The following is a 20,744-nucleotide window of genomic DNA, read 5'->3' on the forward strand; positions in this document are numbered from 1 at the left end:
ATCGGAGAAAAGCCAGAGCGTCAATCTTTGAGCCCAAGGACGTCCTGCATGTCGTACAGGCCGGGGGCCTGGCCCATCAGCCAGCGCGCCGCCCGCAGCGCCCCCCGGGCGAAGGTCATCCGGCTCGACGCTTTGTGGGTGATTTCCAGCCGCTCCCCTTCTCCTGCGAACATCACCGTGTGCTCGCCGACGATGTCGCCGGCGCGGATGGTGGCAAAGCCGATGGTGTTGCGGTCGCGGGGCCCGGTGTGGCCCTGACGGCCATAGACGGCGCACCGGTCCAGATCCCTTCCCAAAGCCGCGGCAACCACCTCGCCCATGCGCAGGGCGGTGCCGGATGGAGCATCCACCTTGTTGCGGTGATGGGCTTCGACGATCTCCACGTCCACCTCGTCCCCCAGCACCCGCGCGGCCAGATCCAGGAGTTTGAGGGCCAGATTCACGCCCACGCTCATGTTGGGAGCCAGGACGATGGGGATGGTTTCCGCCGCCGCCGCGATGCGTTCTTTGTCCGCCTCACCGAGCCCGGTGGTGCCGATGACCAGGCGCTTGCCGCGACGGCGGCACAGTTCCACGAACTGGGGACAGGCCTGTGGCAGGGTGAAGTCGATGAGAACGTCGAATTCGTCCTCCGGACCGATGGCGGCTTTCAGGGGCACCCCCTGGCGACCGATGCCCGCCAGCTCCCCGGCGTCTTTGCCGATGTCGGGCGAATCGGGCCGGGCGGTGGCGACCGCCAGGGTCATGTCGTCGGCCGCGGCCACGGCCTGCACCAAGGTCTTTCCCATGCGCCCGCCGGCGCCGGGGATGGCGACTCGAATCGTCATTCGTGCTCCTTTTCTTTTCCGGTCAGTTTCTCGAAGAACTGCTTGACGCCGTCGAACCAGCCGTGCTCCTGAGGGCTGTGACGGCTGCCGCCGCCCTTGAGGGAAGCGTCCAACTGCTTCAGCAGTTCGACCTGCTCCCGGTTGAGGTTCACCGGCGTCTCGACCCGCACCCCACAGATCAGATCCCCCTGGGGACCACCGCGCACCGGCTTGACGCCCTTGCCGCGCAGGCGGAACAGGGTGCCGGTCTGGGTTTCCGCCGGGATCTTGAGCATCACCTTGCCGTCGAGGGTCGGCACCTCCAGCTCACCCCCCAGGGCAGCGGTGGTGAAGCTGATCGGCACCTCGCAGTGGAGATCGCTGCCCTCGCGGGTGAAGATCGGATGGGGCTTGACGTGGATCTGCACGTACAGATCCCCCGGCGGGCCGCCGTTTTCGCCGGCCTCCCCTTCTCCTGCCAGGCGGATGCGGTCGCCGGTATCGACCCCGGGCGGAATCGTAACCATCAGGGTCTTGGTCTTCTGCACCCGGCCCCGGCCCCGGCAGGCCGGACAGGGGCTGCGGATTTCCTGCCCCGTGCCCTGGCACTGGGGGCAGGTCTGCTGCACCGAGAAAAAGCCCTGCTGCATCCGCACCACCCCATGCCCGTGGCACAGGGAACAGGGGACCGGCGTGCTGCCGGGACGGGCACCGCTGCCGCCACACTCGTCGCACGTCACCAGAGTCGGCACCCGGATTTCCACCTCGGTGCCGGCCACCGCCTCTTCCAGGGTGATCTCCAGGTTATAACGCAGGTCGGTGCCGCGCCGCGGCCGGTTGCGGCTCCCACGGCCCCGGCCGCCCATGCCGAACAGATCCTCGAACACCTCGCCGAAGATGTCGCTGAACGTCTCGGCATTGAAGCCCCCTGTACCTGCGCCGCCGGCCCCGCCGTGGACGCCGGCATGGCCGAACTGGTCGTAGGCGGCCCGCTTCTGCGGATCGCTGAGGACGTCGTAAGCTTCCTTGATCTGCTTGAACTTTTCCTCGGCTTCCGGATTGTCGCGGTTGCGGTCCGGATGGTACTTCATCGCCAGCTTGCGGAAGGCGCGTTTGATCTCCGCCTCGCTGGCGTTGCGGGACACTCCGAGAATGACGTAATAATCTTCTGCCATGATGTTTCCTCTCCTGGCTCGTTCACCAGAAGCCCTTTTGGTTTCCACTTAAACGCAACAAGCCGCCGACCCAAAACGGGCCGGCGGCGTTGCGTCCGCCTTAAAGCTTAGCGCAAGTTCGCGCGGCGGTTTATTTCTTGTCGTCGTCCTTGACTTCCTCGAACTCGGCGTCGACCACGTCCTCGCCACCGGCCTGTTGCTGCGGGCCAGCCCCCGTCTCGGGACCGGCACCACCCTCAGCCCCGCCGGCGCCACCGGCACCGTAGGCCTGCTGGGCGATCTTGCCGGACAGCTCCGCCAGCTGGCGGGTCTTGGCTTCGATGGCGTCCTTGTCGTCGCCCTTGACCAGCTCTTCCAGTTCCTTGATGACCGCCTCGATCTGCGCCTTGTCGCCGGCGGCCACCTTGTCGCCCAGTTCCTCCAGGCTCTTTCTGGTGGCATGGATGAGGGCGTCGGCCTCGTTACGCGCGGTGACCAGCTCCTTGAACCTGCGGTCTTCCTCCGCATGCTCCTCGGCGTCGCGGATCATCCGCTGGATTTCCTCTTCGGTCAGACCGCTGGAGGCGCGGATGACGATGGACTGCTCCTTGCCGGTGGCCTTGTCCTTGGCCGATACGTGGAGGATGCCGTTGGCGTCCACGTCGAAGGTCACCTCGATCTGCGGCACTCCGCGCGGCGCCGGCGGAATGTCGGTGAGGTCGAACTTGCCCAGGGACTTGTTGTCCTTGGCCATTTCGCGCTCACCCTGGAGCACGTGCACCGTCACCGCGGTCTGGTTGTCCTCGGCGGTCGAGAAGATCTGGGTCGCCTTAGTCGGAATGGTGGTGTTCTTCTCGATCAACTTGGTCATTACCCCGCCGAGGGTTTCGATCCCCAGAGACAGCGGGATCACGTCGAGCAGCAGCACGTCCTTCACTTCACCGGACAGCACCCCGGCCTGGATCGCAGCACCCAAAGCCACCGCTTCGTCCGGGTTGACGTCCTTGCGCGGCTCCTTGCCGAAGATCTGCTTGACGCATTCCTGCACCTTCGGCATCCGGGTCTGGCCGCCCACCAGGATCACGTCGTTGATGTCGGAAGCCGACAGACCGGCGTCCTTGAGCGCCTGCTCGCAGGGCTGGCGGGTCCTTTCGATCAGATCCTCGGTCAGCGCCTCCAGCTTGGCCCGGGTCAGCTTCACGTTCAGGTGCTTGGGCCCGGTGGCGTCGGCGGTGATGTAGGGCAGGTTGATTTCCGTCTGCTGGGTCGAGGACAGCTCGATCTTGGCCTTTTCCGCCGCTTCCTTGAGACGCTGGAGCGCGAGGGGGTCGTTGCGCAGGTCGATGCCGGCGTCCTTCTTGAATTCATCCACCAGGTAGTCGATGATGCGCTTGTCGAAATCCTCCCCGCCCAGGAAGGTGTCGCCGTTGGTGGCCAGTACCTCGAACTGGCGCTCGCCTTCCACGTCAGCCATCTCGATGATGGAGATGTCGAAAGTGCCCCCGCCGAGGTCGTACACGGCGATCTTGCGGTCACCCTTTTCCTTGTCCAGGCCGAAGGCCAGGGCGGCGGCGGTCGGCTCATTGATGATGCGCTTGACCTCCAGCCCGGCGATGCGGCCGGCGTCCTTGGTGGCCTGGCGCTGGGAATCGTTGAAATAGGCCGGCACGGTGATGACCGCTTCCTTGATCTCCTCGCCCAGGTAGGCCTCGGCGTCCTGCTTCAGCTTGCGCAGCACGCGGGCGGAGATCTCCGGCGGGGCCATCTTCTTGCCCACCGCCGGCACGTCGACCCACGCATCCCCGTTGGGACCGGGGACGATCTTGTAGGGCACCATGTCGATATCCCTTTTCACCACCGGATCGTCGAACTTGCGTCCGATCAGACGCTTGACCGCAAACAGGGTGTTCTCCGGGTTGGTGATGGCCTGACGCTTGGCCGGATGGCCGACTAGCTCCTCGCCTTCCTTGGTGAAGGCGACGATTGAGGGAGTGGTGCGGGTACCCTCGGCGTTCTCGATCACCCGGGGCTTGCCGCCCTCGAGGACCGCCATGCACGAGTTGGTGGTACCCAGGTCGATACCTAGAATCTTTGCCATTGCTTCGTTCTCCTTCGTCTGATTACCTGTTTTCTTCGGCTACTCCACTAAATGGGGCCGACCCTGTCGATTTCAAGCCTGCTCGTCGATGCGCGGCTGCTCCTCGGCGGGCGGCTTGGCCACCACCACCAGCGCCGGACGGATCAGGCGGTCGTTGAGGGTATAGCCTTTCTGGAACACCTTGACCACGGTGTCGGGCTCCACGCCCTTGACCGCTTCGGTGGCCATCGCCTGGTGGAAATCGGGGTTGAACTTCTCGCCGGTGGGATCGATGGCCCGGATGTTGAAGCGGTCGAAGACCGTCAGCAGCTGCTTGAGGGTCAGCTCGATGCCTTCGCGGATCTTCTCCACGTCATCGGTTTCCACCGCCGCCTGCAGGCCCAGCTCCAGGCTGTCCACTACCGCCAGCAGCTCCTTGGCGAACTTCTCGATGGCGTATTTGCGTGCGTTGTCGAGCTCGCGCTCCATGCGCTTGCGTAGATTGTCCAGCTCAGCCTGCGCCCTGAGCAGCTTTTCCCAGTTTTCCTCGGCCTTGCGCTCGGCCGCGGCGAGCTGCTGCTTCAGGGCTTCGACATCGGCGGTCTTGTCGCCGCTTTCCGCCGGGGTTTCCGGCTCGGCCACCGCCTCGGGGGACGCTTTCTTCTCCTCGCTCATAGTCACTCCACAATATTGCCAAAAATTTGAACCGGAACTTAAGATGGGGCCGATAATTTCTGATTCAAGGCCGAACCGAGCAGTTTGGCGGTCATGTCCACCAGGGGGATCACCCGCTCATAGTGCATCCGCGTCGGCCCGATGACGCCGATGACCCCGAGGGCCCGCTCGCCGACGTCGTAGTGACGCGCCACCAGACTGCACGACGCCAGCGGCCGGTAGCCGGATTCCTCACCGATTAAGATCTGCACCCCCTCGGCCTGGATGCATTGGTCAAGCAGATGAATCAGGTTGCGTTTCTCCTCGAACACTTCGAACAGGGAACGCAGGAGCTCGCGTTCGGCCAGTTCGTTGAACTCCATCAGGTTGGTCTGACCGGCGAGCATGAAGTCCTCTTCCATCGCTTCGCCGCTGAACAGCGTTTGCGTCATCTCGATCAGCTGGCGCAGTTGCTCGCCGGCGGCCCGCATCTCCGTCACCAGGGTTTCGCGCACTTCGCTCAGGCGCCGACCCCGCAGCAGGGAATTGAGATAATTGGCCGCATCCTGCAGCTGGGACGGCGTCAGGGAAACCCGGGGACGGATAATGCGGTTGTGGATCTCCTGGTCGTCCGTCACCAGCACCACCAAGATCCGGCCGCCGGACAGGGGCAAAAACTCGATGTGCTGGAAGGTCAGCCGCCGCCGCTGGGGCAGGGTCACCAGACCGGCCATGCGGGTGATGCGGGCCAGCAGCTGGGAGGCAGTTTCCAAAAGTTCCTGGGGGTCTTCCAGGACCTCGAAATCGTCCCACAGCCGCTGGATCAGTTCCTGCTCCGGCGGCTGCACGGTCAGCAGGGCATCGACGAACAGCCGATAGCCCTTCACGGTCGGCACCCGGCCGGCGGAAGTGTGCGGCGAGGTCACCAATCCCATTTCCTCGAGATCGGCCATGACGTTGCGGACCGTCGCCGGACTCAGGTTGAGTCCGGCCTCCCGGGCCAAGGCCCGCGAGCCCACCGGCTGACCTTCCTCGATGTAGCGCTCGATCAGCACCTTCAACAGGTGCTGGGCGCGGTCGGTCAATTCCAGGGACTGGGTCATGGTTAGCACTCCTCCTCTTCGAGTGCTGACAAAGTAGCAACCTCTGGATACCCTGTCAAGAAAGACCTAATATAATTGGTTTGCCTCATGGCGGTTCCATAGTAGTGAGCGATTATCGGTTTCGGACCATCGGCATCAGCGCCAAACCCAACGTGGAGCGGGTCGGCGAGACCGTGCGCCGTCTGTATGACGATCTGCGGCGGCGCGGGTTCACCGTGCTGCTCGATCCGGTCAGCGGGGAGATGCTCGGCAGCGGCGAAGTCCTGCCGCTGGAAGCGCTGGGCCGGCGCTGCGACGTGGTCATCGCCGTCGGCGGCGACGGCACCCTGCTGAACACCGTGCGCGCGGTGGCGGCTCACGACACCCCGGTGATCGGCGTCAACCTGGGACGGATCGGTTTTCTGGTGGACATCTCCCCGGACGAGGTCGGCGTCCGGCTGGAGGAGATCCTCCGCGGCCGCTGCCTCACCGAGGAACGCCTGATGCTCAAAGCGCAGATTCTGCGCGACGGCCGGGTGATCCACGAGGAACTGGCGGTCAACGAGGTCGTGGTCCACCGCTGGATCACGCCGCACATGATCGAGATCCTCACCCACATCAACGGCCGCTTCCTCAACGCCCAGCGCGCCGACGGCCTGATCGTCTCCACCCCCACCGGCTCCACCGCCTACGCCCTCTCCGGCGGCGGCCCGATTCTGCATCCGACCCTGGACGCCATCGAACTGGTGCCGATCAACCCCCACACCCTCACCAACCGCCCCATTGTCATCGCCGGCGACAGCGAGGTGAAGATCGCCTTCGGCGCCGCCAAGGACATGCGCGCGGAGGTGACCTGCGACACCGTCTCCATCCCCGAGGTGCTGATCGACGACCACATCGTCGTCCGCAAGGCGGCAAAACCCTTCCGCCTGCTCCACCCGCTGGACTACGACTTTTTCGAGATTTTGCGGGTCAAACTCCACTGGAGCAACTGTTGAAGATGCGATTTCGTTCAGACGCACCCACAGGCGGGCGGAGAGCCGGTGGCGGAGACGCGGTGAACCCATCCCTGGGTACTCGATACTCGGCCATCCAGGCCGAGTACGCTCCGCCACCGGCTCCCCACCCACCTGCCACTGACATCCTGGATACACACCGATGCTGACCGCCCTGAGCATCCGTGACCTCGCCGTGGTCCGGCAACTGGACCTGGCGCTGGCGCCCGGTTTCACCGCCCTCACCGGCGAAACCGGCGCCGGCAAGTCCATCCTCCTGACCGCCCTGGGACTGGCCCTGGGAGAGAAGGCCGATGCCGACCGGGTCCGCAGCGGCACCGAACGCGCCGAGGTGATTCTGGAATTCGACCTGACCCAGGCGCCGGAAGCGGCCCGCTGGCTCGAGGACAACGATCTGGCCGCCGGCGACACCTGCCTGATCCGCCGCACCCTGGCGGTGAAGGGCCGCAGCCGCGCCTACGTCAACGACCGCCCCGTCACCCTCCAGACCCTCCAGGCGCTGGGGCACACCCTGGTGGAAATCCACGGCCAGCACGCGCATCTGCGCCTGTGCCAACCGAGCGCCCAGCGCCGGCTCCTCGACCGTCACGGCGGCAGCGAGGCGCTGGCGGCTGAAGTTGCCGAACGCTACCGGCGCTGGAAAACCTGCCACGACCGCCTCCAGGCCCTGCGCCAGCGCAGCGGTGACCAGGCCCTGCGGGAGGATTTCCTGCGCTTCCAGATCGAGGAGCTGGAAGCAGCCCAGGTGGAAAACCTGGATTACGAGGCCCTGGTGGCCGAACACACCCGCCTGGCCAACCTCGACCGTATCCTCACCACCCTGCAGGCGCAGGTCTATGAACTCTACGAGGCCGAAGGCGCCGTGGGGGAACGGTTGGACCATGCGGTGCGGGAAATAGAAACCCTGTGCCAGTGGGCGCCGGAGCTGAGCGAAGCGCTGGAACTGCTGCGCAGTGCCCAGATCCAGCTCGACGAGGCCGGCCACAGCCTGCGCCAGCAGCGCGACGGACTGGAGGCCGACCCGGAGCGGCTGACCGAACTCGACGCCCGCCTCGGTCAGCTCCACGACCTGGCCCGCAAACACCAAATCAAACCCGAGGAACTACCGGGACACCTGAAGGCGATGCGCGCCGAACTGCACGCGCTCACCCACCAGGAGCAACAGGTCGCAGAGCTGGAGGCGCAACTGCATGTCCTCGAGCAGGACTATCGCCGCCAGGCCGTGCAGCTAAGCGCCCGGCGCCAGCGTCATGCGCAGGCGTTGAGCGAACGGATCACCGGGCTGATGCAGGAACTGGGCATGCCCCACGGGGAATTTTCCATCACCGTGAGCAGCGAACCGGAGGCCGAACCCCGTCCCGAAGGGCTGGACCGGATCGCGTTTCTGGTCACCACCAATCCGGGATTGCCGCCGCGCCCCCTGGCCAAGGTCGCCTCCGGCGGGGAGCTATCACGCCTGAGCCTGGCGATCCAGGTGGCCTGCAGCGAGACCCGCCCCGTGCCGACCCTGGTGTTCGACGAGGTGGACACCGGCATCGGCGGCGGGGTGGCCCAGATCGTCGGCCGCCGCCTGCGCGAGCTGGGCGGCGACCGCCAGATCCTCTGCGTCACCCACTTGCCCCAGGTTGCGGCCCAGGCCCATCACCACCTGCAGGTGCGCAAACAGGTGCGTAGCGGCCGGAGCGAAACCGAAGTCACCCTGTTGCGCGGGAAACAGCGCCGCGAGGAGATCGCCCGCATGCTCGGCGGTCTGGAGATCACCCCCCAAACCCTGGCCCATGCCGAGGAGATGCTGCAGTGGAACCACTGAGGCTGCCCGCCGAATGGGAACCCCAAGGCTTCGTCCTGCTCGCCTGGCCATCGCCGGAGGGGGACTTCGCCCCCTGGCTGGAGCAGGTGGAGGACAGCTACCGCCGCACCGTGGTCGCCATCAGCCGCCACCAGGACGTGGTCATCGTCTGCGAGGACGGCTTCCACCGGCGCCACATCCGCGAGCGCCTGGGCGATGAACCGGTGGGGGCGCGGGTCCATTTCGTCCAGGCGCCCTACCAGGACGTCTGGGTGCGCGACACCGCCCCCCTGGCGGTGTTCCGCCACGGGAAACCGGAGCTGGCGGACTTCCGCTTCAACGGCTGGGGCGGCAAATATCCCAGCCGCCTCGACGACGCCCTCGGGGTGCGGCTCCACCGCCAGGGAGTGTTCGACGCCGCCCCCTACCGCCGCATCGACTGGGTGCTGGAGGGCGGCAGCGTGGAAACCGACGGCCGCGGCACCCTGCTGGCGACCCGCAGCTCGATCCAGAATCCCAACCGCAACCCCGATCCGGAAAAAGCCGAGGCCATCCTTCGCGCCCATCTGGGGCTGCGGCGGTTTCTGTGGCTCGACCACGGCCATCTGGAGGGCGACGACACCGACGGCCACATCGACACCCTGGCGCGTTTCTGCGACCACGACACCATCGTCTATCAGGGCTGCGACGATCCGGCCGATCCCCACTACGAACCCCTGCAGGCCATGGCCGCCCAGCTGCGGACCTTCCACACCCCTTTTGGCCGTCCCTACGAGCTGCTTCCCCTGCCGCTGCCGCGGCCGATTCACAACCAGGAAAACCGCCGCCTGCCGGCTTCTTACGCCAATTTCCTCATCATCAACGGCGCGGTGCTGGTGCCGCAGTACGACGATCCGGCCGACCCGGAAGCCGTCTCCCGCCTGAAGGCGCTGTTTCCGCAGCGGGAGATCATCCCCATCCCCGCCCGCGCCCTCATCCACCAGTACGGCAGTCTCCACTGCATGACCATGAACTATCCGCAACCGCTTGCCCCGGGAGTCGAGCATGCCTGAAACGATCCGCATCGCCGCCGTTCAGCAGTCCTGTCTCGGCGGGCACGAGGAAAATCTGCGCCGCCTCAGCGACGCCACCCGCAAAGCCGCCGCCGAAAGGGCTGACCTGGTGATCTGGCCGGAATTGCACAACGGCCCCTATTTCTGCCAGACCGAAAACCCGGCGTTGTTCGATCTGGCGGAAACCATCCCCGGCCCCAGTACCGAAACCGTGGGGCGCTTGGCGGCGGAATTGCAGATCGTCATCGTCGCCTCCCTGTTCGAAAGACGGGCGCCCGGGCTTTATCACAATACCGCCGTGGTCTTCGAGCGCGACGGCAATATCGCCGGAAAATACCGCAAAATGCATATTCCCGACGACCCGGGCTTTTACGAAAAATTCTATTTCACCCCGGGCGACATCGGATTCAAACCGATTCCGACTTCAGTGGGGAAACTGGGCGTACTGGTATGCTGGGATCAATGGTATCCGGAGGCGGCACGGCTGATGGCGCTGGCCGGTGCCGACATTCTGATCTATCCCACCGCCATCGGCTGGGATCCGCGCGATGACGAAGAAGAAAAACGCCGGCACCTGGAAGCCTGGCGGTTGATTCAGCGCAGCCATGCGGTGGCCAACGGCCTGCCGGTGGTCAGCTGCAACCGCATCGGACTGGAGCCGGATCCCAGTGGCCAGACGCCCGGTATCGATTTCTGGGGTCATAGTTTCATATGCGGCCCCCAGGGGGAATATCTGGCCCAAGCCGAAACCGAAGAAACCCTCGTTGTAACCCAGGTGGATTTTGCCCGCACCGAAAAGATACGCCGGATCTGGCCCTATCTGCGCGACCGGCGTATCGACGCCTACGAGGGCCTGACCCGGCGTTGGCTGGATGACTGAGCGCGGTCAGTCGCGGATGCGGAATTCCTCCCTGTCGTGGCCGGCTTCCACCAGCTCCCGCAACCAGCGCGGCATCTGGCCCCGGCCGCTCCAGGTCAATTCCGGATTTTCCGGATGGCGGTATTTGGGGGCCACCTTCCCTCTCCGCAGGGAAGCCCGCGGCGCTTCCTCGGCTTTTCCCTTCACCCGGAAGGAAACCTCCAGACCCACGGCGGCCGCCATTTCCCGAATTTTGCGCTTTACTTCCTCGCGCTGTTCCCTTTGTTTCTGCTCGAGGGTTTTCTCCGCCTCTTCGATCATTTTCTGCAGTTCCTCGGCAGACAGCGCTTTGAGTTTCTCCGTGATGTTTTCCACTGGCATTTCCATGAGTCGATTCCTCAAGAACGATTTGAACATTTCATCGCCGCTAATTATAGCTTAGTTTCAAGAAATGAACATCATCATGCAATCCCTCCGAAGTCCTGCCTTTTTCAAAACTAAGTGGCCCATGATTTTCCTGGGAATCACCGGTTTGGGGCTTTCCAGTGTTTCTGTGGCGGCCACGCCCGCGGAAAACGAGGCAGTTCGCGTCGGGCTTACCAAAAACATCGAGCGCATCGAAATAAAAACGGCGACCGAAACCTTCATCATCGAAAGGATCCGGGATCCGGCACATACCATCCCGCCCCCCTTCGACAAAACCTCACGGCCGTGCCCGCCGTATTGCATTCAGCCGATACGCGCCGGCGCCCATGTCGAAACCCTAGGGGAGCTGGAAACCATCTCCTGGCTGCAAAAACGCGCCGCCGGCGATAACGTCGTCATCCTCGATGTCCGCCTGCCTCTCTGGCGCGAGCGCGGCACGCTGCCCCTCGCCCTCAATCTGCCCCTGACCCAGTTCCAGCAGCAGCTGCCCCATCTGTTGGAACGTCATTTCGGCGCCCGCCACCAGGGGAAAGACTGGGATTACGCCGCGGCCAAGACCCTGGTCCTGTTCAGCAACGGCCCCTGGGATCCCGACGCCTACGAGGCCATCCAGATCCTTCTCGCCGCCGGCTATCCCCCCGAGCGCATCAAGTGGTACCGGGGCGGCATGCAGTCCTGGCTGTCCTTCGGGCTGACCACCGTCCAACCGCAATGACGGGATGTGGATATAATCGCACTCCCCGACGTCCAATCCTGAAATTTCACCCTCTCGAGACCGCATGACGGCAGAAACCCGCAACCTCCATTCCTGGCAACATCCACCCCTGCCCACCGCGCCCGGACGCGCGCTCCACTGGCGCGGGCTTCACGACGCCGCCCCGGCGCTGGCGCTGGCCCGGGCGATCGCCGCCCATCCGTCCCTGTTCCTGGTGGTCACCCCGGACAGCCACAGCGCCCAGCGCCTGGAACAGGAGCTGGCCTTCTTCCTCGGCAAGCGGGCGCCGGTGCTGCATTTCCCGGACTGGGAAACCCTGCCCTACGACGTCTTCTCCCCGCTGCCGGAGATCGTCTCCGAACGCCTGCGCACCCTGGTGCGGCTGCCCGGAACCCGGCACGGGGTGCTCGTCACCCCCATCGCCACCCTGATGCAGCGCCTCGCCCCCCAACGCCACATCCTCGGCCGCGGCCTCTCCCTCGAAACCGGCGACCGTCTCGATCTGGCCGCCCTGCGGGAACGGCTGGAGCAGGCCGGCTACCAGTGCATCCCCCAGGTACAGCAGCACGGGGAATTCGCCGTCCGCGGCGCCATCCTCGACCTGTTCCCCATGGGCAGCGACAGGCCGCTGCGGATCGAACTGTTCGATGACGAAATCGAGTCCATCCGCACCTTCGACCCGGAAACCCAGCGCACCATCGCCAGAACCGAGCGCTTCGAACTGTTCCCGGCGCGGGAATTTCCCACCGACAGCGAGGCGGTCAAGCGCTTCCGCCGTGCCTTCCGCAACGCCTTTCCGGACCTGCCCGCCGGCAATCCGCTATACCAGGACGTCAGCAGCGGTTTCTTCCCCGCCGGCATCGAGGCCTATCTGCCCCTGTTTCTGGAAACCACGGCGACCCTGTTCGACTATCTGCCGGAGGACACCACCCTGGTGCTGGCCACTTCGCCGGCCAAGGCGGCTAACTTCTTCACCGAGGTGGAGCAGCGCTATCAGCTGCGCCGCGGCGACCTCGACCGCCCGCCCCTGCCCCCGGAGACCCTCTACCTGCCGCCGGAGGACCTGTGGCGCCGCTTCCAGGCCTATCCCCGCATCGACCTGTTCCCCGAATCCGAGGCCGCGGACAAGGTGGATTTCGCCACCGCCCCGCTGCCGGACGTGGCCCTGGAGCCGCAGAAGAAGGAACCGGCCGCCCGCCTCCAGGCATTCCTGGCCGAACACGGCGGTCCGGTGCTGTTCACCGCCGAAAGCCCCGGCCGCCGCGAGGCCCTGCTCGACACCCTGGGACGATCCGGCCTGCGCCCGGAAAGCGTGGAGGACTGGGCCAACTTCCTGGCCCGCACCCCGCCCCTGGCCCTGACCCTCGCCCCCCTGGAACGCGGGTTGTGGAGCGAGGACCCGGTGCTGGCGGTCATTCCCGAAGCCAGGCTCTACGGAGAGCGCGCCCGCCAGCGGCGGCGGGATACGGCCCGCGACATCGAGAACCTGATCGCCGATCTGAGCGAGCTGACCGTCGGCGCGCCGGTGGTCCACCGCGACCACGGCGTCGGCCGCTACCTGGGACTGCAGCGGCTGGAGGCAGGCGGGGTGGAAACCGAATTTTTGACCCTGGAATACGCCGGCGGCGACAAGCTCTACGTGCCGGTGGCCAACCTCCACCTCATCAGCCGATACAGCGGCGCCGACGTGGAAAACGCCCCCCTGCACAAGCTGGGCGGCGAACAATGGAAAAAGGCCCGCAAAAAGGCCCAGGCGCGGGTCCGCGACGTGGCCGCCGAACTGCTGGAGATCCACGCCCGGCGGGCCGCCCGCCAGGGGTTCGCCCATCAGCTGGACGAGGCCGGTTACCGCGCCTTCGCCGCCGCCTTCCCCTTCGAGGAAACCCCGGACCAGAGCGCCGCCATCGAGGCGGTGCTCGCCGACCTTAGATCCCCCCAGCCCATGGACCGGGTGGTGTGCGGCGACGTCGGCTTCGGCAAGACTGAGGTGGCCATGCGCGCCGCCTTCGTCGCAGTCCAGAACGGCAAACAGGTGGCGGTGCTGGTGCCCACCACCCTGCTGGCCCAGCAGCACTATCAGAACTTCCGCGACCGCTTCGCCGACTGGCCGGTGCGGGTGGAGGCGCTGTCGCGCTTCGTCACCCCCACGCAGCAGAAGCAGATCCTTCGTGACGTGACCGACGGCAAGGTGGACATCCTCATCGGCACCCACAAGCTGCTGCAGAAAAGCGTCAAATACAAAAACCTGGGGCTGGTCATCATTGACGAGGAGCAGCGCTTCGGGGTGCGCCAGAAGGAGCACTTCAAAAAGCTGCGCAGCGAAGTGGACCTGCTCACCCTAACCGCCACCCCCATTCCCCGCACTCTCAACATGTCCCTGTCGGGCCTCAGGGACATTTCCATCATCGCCAGCCCGCCGGAAGGGCGGCATCCCATCCAGACTTTCGTCAGCGAATGGGTGGACGGCCTGGTGCAGGAGGCGATCCTGCGCGAGATCCGCCGTGGCGGCCAGGTCTATTTCGTCCACAACAAGATCGAATCCATGGCGCGCATCGCCGAGGAGATCGGCCGCCTGGTGCCCGAGGCCCGCATCCGCATCGCCCACGGCCAGATGCCCGAACGCGAGTTGGAACGGATCATGCTTGACTTCTACCACCAGCGCTTCAACGTGCTGCTGTGCACCACCATCATCGAGAGCGGCATCGACGTGCCCTCGGCCAACACCATCATCATCCACCGCGCCGACCTGTTCGGCCTGGCCCAGCTGCACCAGCTGCGCGGGCGGGTGGGCCGCTCCCACCACCGCGCCTACGCCTACCTGCTGGTGCCGCCCAAGAAGCTGATGACCAAAGACGCCGTCAAGCGCCTGGAGGCGATCCAGGCCTCCGGGGAGCTGGGCGCCGGCTTCCTGATCTCCTCCCACGACCTGGAGATCCGCGGCGCCGGCGAGCTGCTCGGCGACGAGCAGAGCGGCCAGATCCAGGAGATCGGCTTCAATCTCTACACCGAAATGCTGGAAAAGGCGGTCAAGGCCCTCAGGGAAGGCCGGGAACTGAGCTTTGAGGAAGAAGCCGACAGCGTCGAGGTGGACCTGAAACTCCCGGCCCTGATCCCCGACGACTACGTTCCCGACGTCCACACCCGCCTGGTGCTGTACAAACGCATCGCCAACGCTGAAACCCGCGAAGCCCTGGAAGCACTGCAGGTGGAAATGATCGACCGTTTCGGCCTGCTGCCGCAGGCGGCTAAGAATCTGTTCGCCGTCGCCGAGCTCAAGCAACAGGCCGATCGCTTAGGGATTACCAAGATCGACGCCAACGCCAAAGGCGGCCGCCTCCAGTTCACCACCGAACCCAGCATCGACGTGGAGGCGCTGCTGGGTCTGGTGCAGTCCCGGCCGCAAACCTACCGCCTCGACGGCCCCCAGACCCTGCGCTTTGAGGAAAACCTGGAGGAACCGGCCCGGCGCCTGGCCTTCGTCGCCGAACTCCTGGCGGGACTGGCGCCGAAAAGCGCGTGAATCCGGGGCCGTGAAACTGGTAAGATAGGTGGAATCTGCACAACTTTTTCAGGACAAGGACATGACAGACGAATCCCAAGCCCACATGGACCCCGACAACCTCTACCGGGAGGAAACCTACACCGATCTCAAGACCGGCACCATCAAGCGCCTGATTCCGGTCACCGCCGAGGGCATGGCCGATCCCAACCGCAAGGAGATGTTCCTCGGCCAGGCCACCATCATGACCCCGGTGGGCAGTCTGCCGCTGAGCTTCGAAATCGAGGCGGACACCCTCAAAGACGCGGTGGAGAAATACGGTGAGGCGGCCGAAAAGGGCATCCGGGAAACCATGGAGGAACTGCGCCGCCTGCAGCAGGAACAGGCCAGCTCCCTGGTCATCCCCAAGGGCGGGGCGCCGGGTGGCGACATGCCGGGCGGCAGCTTCCCCGGCGCGGGTGGCGGCATGCCCGGAGGTGGCATCAAGCTTCCCTGACGCCCATGGGCCGAATCTTCCTTACGGGCCGGCTCCTCGCCGGCCTTCTCCTGCTTGTGGGCCTCACCGCCGCCGCCGCGCCCAATCACTATCAGGTGGCGGTGGTAGTGTTCTCCCAGCCCATCGACACCGACGAAGACCTCAGCGACCAGCCACCCATCCCCTGGCCCAGCGACCTGTGCGAGCCCAACCCGCTCCCGCCTGGCCAATCGGAGCTGCGCTCGGCCTACGACCGCCTGCGGCGCTCCGCCCGCTACACCCCGCTGCTGCATCTGGCCTGGCGCCAACCGGCCTGGCCCAACCGCATCAACGCCCCCTATCACGTCACCAACGGCGCCAACGTCAACGGCGTGGTGCGGCTGCAACGGGGTGAGTACCTGCACGTGATCGTGGACATGGAATACCGGGCGCCGGACGGCACCGTGCATACGTTACGGGAGAAACGGCGGGTCAAGTTCAACGAAACCCACTATCTGGACCACCCGGCTTTCGGAGTGCTGGTCCGGGTGTCGCCCTGATGTCATCGGCCCTTGTAAACCGCTTCCAAGGAATGGCCTGGAGGAGAACGCCATACGCAAGTCACGATTCATCGCACACCGGATCGGCATTGTCGCATGACACCCGCATTCCTGCTCTGCAGCGGGGAAACCGCTTCCGCTTGATGACCTGAGGAAGCGACACCCCTCCCTGCGCTCTGGCGGGGGACGCTTTCTTCCCTCCCAAAACCCTCTTGGCAACAGGTCAAAAACCACCCGTTCGATGCCCGGCGCACCGAAGCCTATTGCCGTATCGCCCCAGCCGATCGTCTGATTGACCTGGGTCGTCCACCGCAGTAGTGTAACGTCTCTCTCATATGACGAAAAAAGTGAGGTAAGCGCCATGAAAGCATTTTGCAGATTTCGAATTTATTTATTGATGCTTTTTCTGCCTGCTGGAATGGCATGGGCTCAGCCTGAGATAGGCGTTACGATCGACAGAAACTTTTACGTCCTTGGCAGCAACGAACCGTTTCCCGTCTATGTAACCGGTGAGGGGGCGGATATCCCGAAGACCGTAGACGTGCATCTCGGGCTGATCGCCCCGGACGGAACGATTTATGAATTCCCGAACTGGAATACTTCCCTGCAGCCCTGGATCCCGAATTTTACCGTCCCTGCCGGCCTCAAATATGGCCCGCAGCCAATCTTCGATTTGCAGAACTTCCCCCATTTGACCGAGGGAGGCTGGCGTGTAGCCGCAGCACTTACCGAACCGGGAACCCTGAATCTGGTATCGCTCAGCATAGCATGGATCGGCATACTGCCTCCTGCCGCATCCTCTGGCGATTCTTTCCGCTTTGGGGTGCTGTCCATGACGGATTCGGCCAATAGTGACTCAAGGTCGCAGTCTGCTGTTGGCTTTTTCATGGAAATCAATGAAAGCGGCGGCTTGAGCGAAGAACAGCTGAAGCAGATAGCGAACAACTGGAAGGAAGGTGCCGGTGTTCCCCTGGACGAATGCCGTTTCGAAGAAATCAATACCGATCCGACCAGCAGTCCCCTGCCTGGATTTTTCCCCACCTTCCTCCACGCCGGGGATCAATTAAACCTGACACGAGAAGACGGAAATATAGTGTCCGTACCCTTGGTTTCGCGAACACTGCCGGGCACAGCCGAAGAATTTTTGACCTATGCAACTGATTTGCCGGGTGGCTTTTATCAGGATCAGGCGGTCTACCGCTTCACCGGCCCGGGGGGAACGGACGTCGGGCCTTTCGAAACCACATTGCGCGCTCCTGCGCCGCTCACGGTGGCCTCGCCCGATCTTGTTTCCGGCCCTGTCATCCATAACGCCAGCGATGACCTCGTATTGGAGTGGAACGGACAAAACAGTCGAGGCACTGTGGAAGCCATCCTGTCCACTGTCAACTCCGATATCACTACTGGAAGCTCAACGATCAAGACGGTCACCTGCCGTTTCGTGGACGATGGTGAGGGTGTTGTACCCGCAGACATGCTGAGCCGTTTGGATTCAGGCAGTTTTACACTACCAGGCTTGGATTTGGGCGGCTTTGTATCTGGCAGCATCTCTGTGTCCCGCTCCCGCTACGCGGTTTTCAATGCCGCCGACGGCTCGTTGGATTTCGGCCTGTTCTTCATCACTAGCAACGTAGGAGGGATGCTGACTCTTCAGTAGTCGTTGAGTGGGCGCCGCCTTTCTTCAAGGATAAAGTGTGTGCCGTATCGCTACGGCACACACAACCATCCTGATAACCACTGCCAGGTCAAAGCGCCGCCAGCACCCCCAGCACCTTCCGCACCTTCTCCATCCCCGCCACCAGATTGGCGTCGATCTCTGCCATCGAGACCACGCCCTCGGCCTTGCCGGCGGCCCGGTTGACCACCACGGCGAGACAGGCGTATTCCAATCCGGCCTCACGCGCCAGGGCGGCTTCGGGCATGCCGGTCATTCCCACCAGGTCGCAGCCGTCCCGTTCCATGCGGGCGATCTCGGCGGCGGTCTCCAGGCGCGGGCCCTGGGTGCAGCCGTAACAACCGCCGTCGATGACGTCGATATCGGCACAGCGGGCGGCGGCGACCAGATCGTAGCGCAGGGCGTCGCTGTAGGGATAGGTGAAATCCACGTGGGTGACGTTGCCGTCCCGACCATCGAAGAAAGTGTGCTCGCGACCGTAGGTGTAATCGATGATCTGGTCCGGCACCACCAGGGCCTGGGGGATCATCGCCTGGGTGATGCCGCCGACAGCGGCCACGGCGACGACGTGGGTGACGCCGGCCTGTTTGAGCGCGGCGATGTTGGCGCGGTAGTTGATGCGGTGGGGCGGCAGGGTGTGGCCCTCGCCGTGACGCGGCAGAAACATGATTTCCAGATTGCCGAGAATCCCGTGCTGCAAAGGCGCCGAGGGTTCTCCGTAGGGCGTCGTCACGGTTTCGCGGCGGCTTTCCTGCAGCCCGTCGATGCGGCCCAGGCCGGAGCCGCCGATGATCGCCAGTTTCATGACTGTCTCTCCTTCACGGCATAGATATCGGGCAGATTGCGCCAATAACCCTGGTAATCCATCCCGCAGCCGAAGATATAGCGGTTATCGCACACCAGCCCCACGTAGTCGGCCCGGCACGGCTTGGGGTTGGGCAGTTTCTTGTCCACCAGCACGGCGATCCGCACCGCCCTGGCGCCCTGCTCCAGGCAATAGTCGCGGATCGCCGCCAGGGTGACGCCTTCGTCGAGGACGTCGTCCACCAGCAACACGTTGCGGCCACACAGGTCCGTGCGGGGGGTGTGGAGCCAGTGGAGGTCGCCGCCGCGGGTTTCACGCCCGTAACGGGTGGCGTGGACGCTGTCCAGTTCCAGGGGGAAGTCGAGGCGGGGGAGGAGGCGGCCGGTCACCACGATGGCACCGTTGAGGATGCACAGCACCACCGGGTTGGCATCGGCCCAGTCGGCGGTGATGGCGGCCGCCATACGGGTGATGGCCGCATCCACTTCCGCGGCCGAATGGAGGCGCTCGGCCCGCCGGCGCACCGCCTCGATCAGGGACGGAACGGTCATTCCCCGGCCTCCTCCGCGGCTTTCTCGCGCCGCTCAAAGGCCAAAAGGCGCTTTTCCAGGCGGTCAATGGTTTCCAGCAGAGTCCCCAGCAGGATGCCGGTCCAGACCCCGATGGAGAGGAAGCCGATCTCCTCCAGCAGCAGGTCGTTCATGCGCGCCAGATCCAGAAACACGAAGGCGAGAATCTGAACCCCGAAAACCGAGGCGATGACCTTGATCCGGGTCCAGGCCGCCCTATCGCGCAGAACGTACCAGGCCACGCCGATGCCGATCCAGGCCCCGGTGTACAGAAACAGGGTGATCTTTTCGAACTTGAAGGCGCCGAAGAAGACGATCAGCACGATCTGGGCGATCAGGATGCTCCAGAGGGCTTTTTGAACGGTGGTCAGGTGGGTCAGATTCATTGCAGTCTCGCGTGGTTTGTGATTCGTTATGCCTGGGCCGTCAACTGGCGGCGGGCTGCCTCGACCCGGGCCGGGTCCGGCGTCACCGGACGCGCCCGCAGCGCTGCCAGCCGCCGGTGCCTGGCCGGTTCCGGCCGCCAGGCCACCCGGTCGAGCAGGGCGACGCTTTCCTGCGGGCAATTGCACGCCAGCAGCATATCACAGCCGCCCGCCAGGGCCACCTCGGCGCGGGCCTGGAGGTCGCCCATGCCGGCCGCGCCCGCCATCGCCAGGTCGTCGCTGAAAACGGCGCCCCCAAACCCCAGCCGCTGCCGCAGCACGGTCTGGAGCCAGAAACGGGAAAACCCGGCCGGCAGGGGATCTATCTGCGGATAGACCACGTGGGCGCACATGACCGCCTCCAGACCCGCTTCGATCAGGCGCTGGAAGGGCAGCAGATCCCGCATCTCCAATTGGGCCAGGGAGCGGCGATCCACCGGCAGTTCCTGGTGGGAGTCGGCCGCCACCCCGCCGTGACCGGGGAAGTGCTTGCCCACCGCCGCCATGCCGGCCCGGCGCATGCCGCAGGCGAAGGCGTCTGCCAGCGCCGCCACCGCTGCAGGCTCGGTGGCGAAGGCGCGGTCGCCGATGACCTCGCTGACGCCACTGTCCACATCGAGCACCGGAGCAAAGCTCAGATCCACGCCCACCGCCCGCAGCTCGGCCGCCATCAGAAAGCCAGCCTGTTCTGCCAACGCCAACCCCCGGGCCGGATCGTCCGCATACACTTCACCGTAACGGGCCGCCGGCGGCAGGCGGGTGAAACCGCGCTGGAAACGCTGCACCCGCCCGCCTTCCTGATCGACGGCAATCAGCAACGGCCGGCCCACGGCCTGCCGGATCTGGACGATCAGGTCCCGCACCTGGGCGGGCTCGACGTAGTTGCGGGCGAACAGGATGATGCCGCCGACCCCGGGATGCCCCAGCCATTCCCGTTCCTCGGCGGTCAGCTCAGGTCCTTCCAGATCGAGCATGAAGGGGCCGGCGACGCTCTCGGTCATGATGATTTCCGCAGTGTCAAAAGGAAGGATTTTCCCCGGAAACCGGCTGGCATTCAACAGCTGCAGGATCACGTCATTTAAACACGCAACGGAATGATGGAAGAGGCAGGTGGTCTGCGTCCGAAG

Annotated in this window: 19 protein-coding genes; 9 read left to right on the forward strand and 10 right to left on the reverse strand. The window is 64.7% G+C overall.

Features of this window, described 5'->3' with window-relative positions; translation table 11 throughout:
* Positions 1–20: 20 nt before the first annotated feature.
* The 5 genes from dapB to hrcA form a co-directional block, all read right to left on the reverse strand.
* A complete protein-coding gene (gene dapB, locus MCIT9_RS13245) occupies positions 21–827 on the reverse strand; it encodes a 4-hydroxy-tetrahydrodipicolinate reductase (protein WP_317705345.1) in 807 nt (268 codons plus the stop codon).
* Positions 824–1,984: a molecular chaperone DnaJ gene (gene dnaJ, locus MCIT9_RS13250; RefSeq protein WP_317706751.1), complete on the reverse strand. Its 1,161-nt coding sequence runs from the start codon at positions 1,982–1,984 to the stop codon at positions 824–826. Before dnaJ ends, dapB begins: the two co-directional genes overlap by 4 nt.
* 127 nt (positions 1,985–2,111) lie before the next feature.
* Positions 2,112–4,058, reverse strand: coding sequence for a molecular chaperone DnaK (gene dnaK / locus MCIT9_RS13255; protein WP_317705346.1), 1,947 nt, complete (start codon positions 4,056–4,058; stop codon positions 2,112–2,114).
* A 72-nt stretch (positions 4,059–4,130) separates the two neighbouring features.
* The gene (gene grpE / locus MCIT9_RS13260; RefSeq protein WP_317705347.1) at positions 4,131–4,712 is read right to left on the reverse strand and encodes a nucleotide exchange factor GrpE; all 582 of its coding nucleotides are present in this window, start codon (positions 4,710–4,712) and stop codon (positions 4,131–4,133) included.
* Positions 4,713–4,750: 38 nt separating this feature from the next.
* Positions 4,751–5,794 (reverse strand): heat-inducible transcriptional repressor HrcA, encoded by a 1,044-nt coding sequence (gene hrcA, locus MCIT9_RS13265; protein WP_317705348.1) that lies wholly within the window; start codon positions 5,792–5,794, stop codon positions 4,751–4,753.
* 104 nt (positions 5,795–5,898) lie between these two features.
* On the opposite strand from hrcA, the gene MCIT9_RS13270 reads away from it, so the two are divergent.
* The 4 genes from MCIT9_RS13270 to MCIT9_RS13285 all read left to right on the forward strand — a co-directional run bounded on the left by MCIT9_RS13270 (position 5,899) and on the right by MCIT9_RS13285 (position 10,510).
* Complete coding sequence (locus tag MCIT9_RS13270) at positions 5,899–6,771, forward strand: NAD(+) kinase (protein WP_317705349.1); 873 nt, start codon at positions 5,899–5,901, stop codon at positions 6,769–6,771.
* Between the two features lie 160 nt (positions 6,772–6,931).
* A complete protein-coding gene (gene recN / locus MCIT9_RS13275) occupies positions 6,932–8,599 on the forward strand; it encodes a DNA repair protein RecN (protein WP_317705350.1) in 1,668 nt (555 codons plus the stop codon).
* Positions 8,587–9,630 carry an agmatine deiminase family protein gene (locus MCIT9_RS13280; protein ID WP_317705351.1) on the forward strand — a complete coding sequence of 348 codons (1,044 nt, stop codon included), beginning with the start codon at positions 8,587–8,589 and terminating at the stop codon, positions 9,628–9,630. The genes recN and MCIT9_RS13280 overlap by 13 nt, the downstream gene beginning before the upstream one ends.
* Positions 9,623–10,510 carry a carbon-nitrogen hydrolase gene (locus MCIT9_RS13285; RefSeq protein ID WP_317705352.1) on the forward strand — a complete coding sequence of 296 codons (888 nt, stop codon included), beginning with the start codon at positions 9,623–9,625 and terminating at the stop codon, positions 10,508–10,510. Before MCIT9_RS13280 ends, MCIT9_RS13285 begins: the two co-directional genes overlap by 8 nt.
* Before the next feature lie 6 nt (positions 10,511–10,516).
* Here MCIT9_RS13285 and MCIT9_RS13290 read toward each other — a convergent pair whose 3' ends face one another.
* Positions 10,517–10,864 (reverse strand): H-NS histone family protein, encoded by a 348-nt coding sequence (locus MCIT9_RS13290; RefSeq protein WP_317705353.1) that lies wholly within the window; start codon positions 10,862–10,864, stop codon positions 10,517–10,519.
* Positions 10,865–11,042: 178 nt separating this feature from the next.
* Between MCIT9_RS13290 and MCIT9_RS13295 the strand changes: the two genes are divergently transcribed.
* The 5 genes from MCIT9_RS13295 (at position 11,043) to MCIT9_RS13315 (ending at position 17,800) form a co-directional block, all read left to right on the forward strand.
* Positions 11,043–11,630, forward strand: a complete 588-nt coding sequence (locus tag MCIT9_RS13295) for a rhodanese-like domain-containing protein (protein ID WP_317705354.1) — start codon at positions 11,043–11,045, stop codon at positions 11,628–11,630.
* 64 nt (positions 11,631–11,694) lie between these two features.
* Complete coding sequence (mfd, locus tag MCIT9_RS13300; protein ID WP_317705355.1) at positions 11,695–15,150, forward strand: transcription-repair coupling factor; 3,456 nt, start codon at positions 11,695–11,697, stop codon at positions 15,148–15,150.
* A 61-nt stretch (positions 15,151–15,211) separates the two neighbouring features.
* Complete coding sequence (locus MCIT9_RS13305) at positions 15,212–15,625, forward strand: hypothetical protein (protein WP_317705356.1); 414 nt, start codon at positions 15,212–15,214, stop codon at positions 15,623–15,625.
* Positions 15,626–15,630: 5 nt separating this feature from the next.
* Positions 15,631–16,143: a CsiV family protein gene (locus tag MCIT9_RS13310; RefSeq protein ID WP_317705357.1), complete on the forward strand. Its 513-nt coding sequence runs from the start codon at positions 15,631–15,633 to the stop codon at positions 16,141–16,143.
* A gap of 361 nt (positions 16,144–16,504) precedes the next feature.
* Positions 16,505–17,800, forward strand: a complete 1,296-nt coding sequence (locus tag MCIT9_RS13315; RefSeq protein ID WP_317705358.1) for a hypothetical protein — start codon at positions 16,505–16,507, stop codon at positions 17,798–17,800.
* Positions 17,801–17,888: 88 nt separating this feature from the next.
* Here the strand turns inward: MCIT9_RS13315 and MCIT9_RS13320 are convergent, their stop codons facing one another.
* From MCIT9_RS13320 to nagZ, 4 genes are read right to left on the reverse strand one after another with little or no spacing between them, the layout of a single operon-like run.
* Positions 17,889–18,623 (reverse strand): S-methyl-5'-thioinosine phosphorylase, encoded by a 735-nt coding sequence (locus MCIT9_RS13320; protein ID WP_317705359.1) that lies wholly within the window; start codon positions 18,621–18,623, stop codon positions 17,889–17,891.
* A complete protein-coding gene (locus tag MCIT9_RS13325; RefSeq protein ID WP_317705360.1) occupies positions 18,620–19,174 on the reverse strand; it encodes a hypoxanthine-guanine phosphoribosyltransferase in 555 nt (184 codons plus the stop codon). The genes MCIT9_RS13320 and MCIT9_RS13325 overlap by 4 nt, the downstream gene beginning before the upstream one ends.
* Positions 19,171–19,578 carry a hypothetical protein gene (locus tag MCIT9_RS13330; RefSeq protein WP_317705361.1) on the reverse strand — a complete coding sequence of 136 codons (408 nt, stop codon included), beginning with the start codon at positions 19,576–19,578 and terminating at the stop codon, positions 19,171–19,173. The genes MCIT9_RS13325 and MCIT9_RS13330 overlap by 4 nt, the downstream gene beginning before the upstream one ends.
* A 26-nt stretch (positions 19,579–19,604) precedes the next feature.
* Positions 19,605–20,618, reverse strand: a complete 1,014-nt coding sequence (nagZ, locus tag MCIT9_RS13335) for a beta-N-acetylhexosaminidase (protein ID WP_317705362.1) — start codon at positions 20,616–20,618, stop codon at positions 19,605–19,607.
* Positions 20,619–20,744: the final 126 nt, after the last annotated feature.

Source organism: Methylomarinovum caldicuralii (genome assembly GCF_033126985.1).
GTDB lineage: Bacteria > Pseudomonadota > Gammaproteobacteria > Methylococcales > Methylothermaceae > Methylohalobius > Methylohalobius caldicuralii.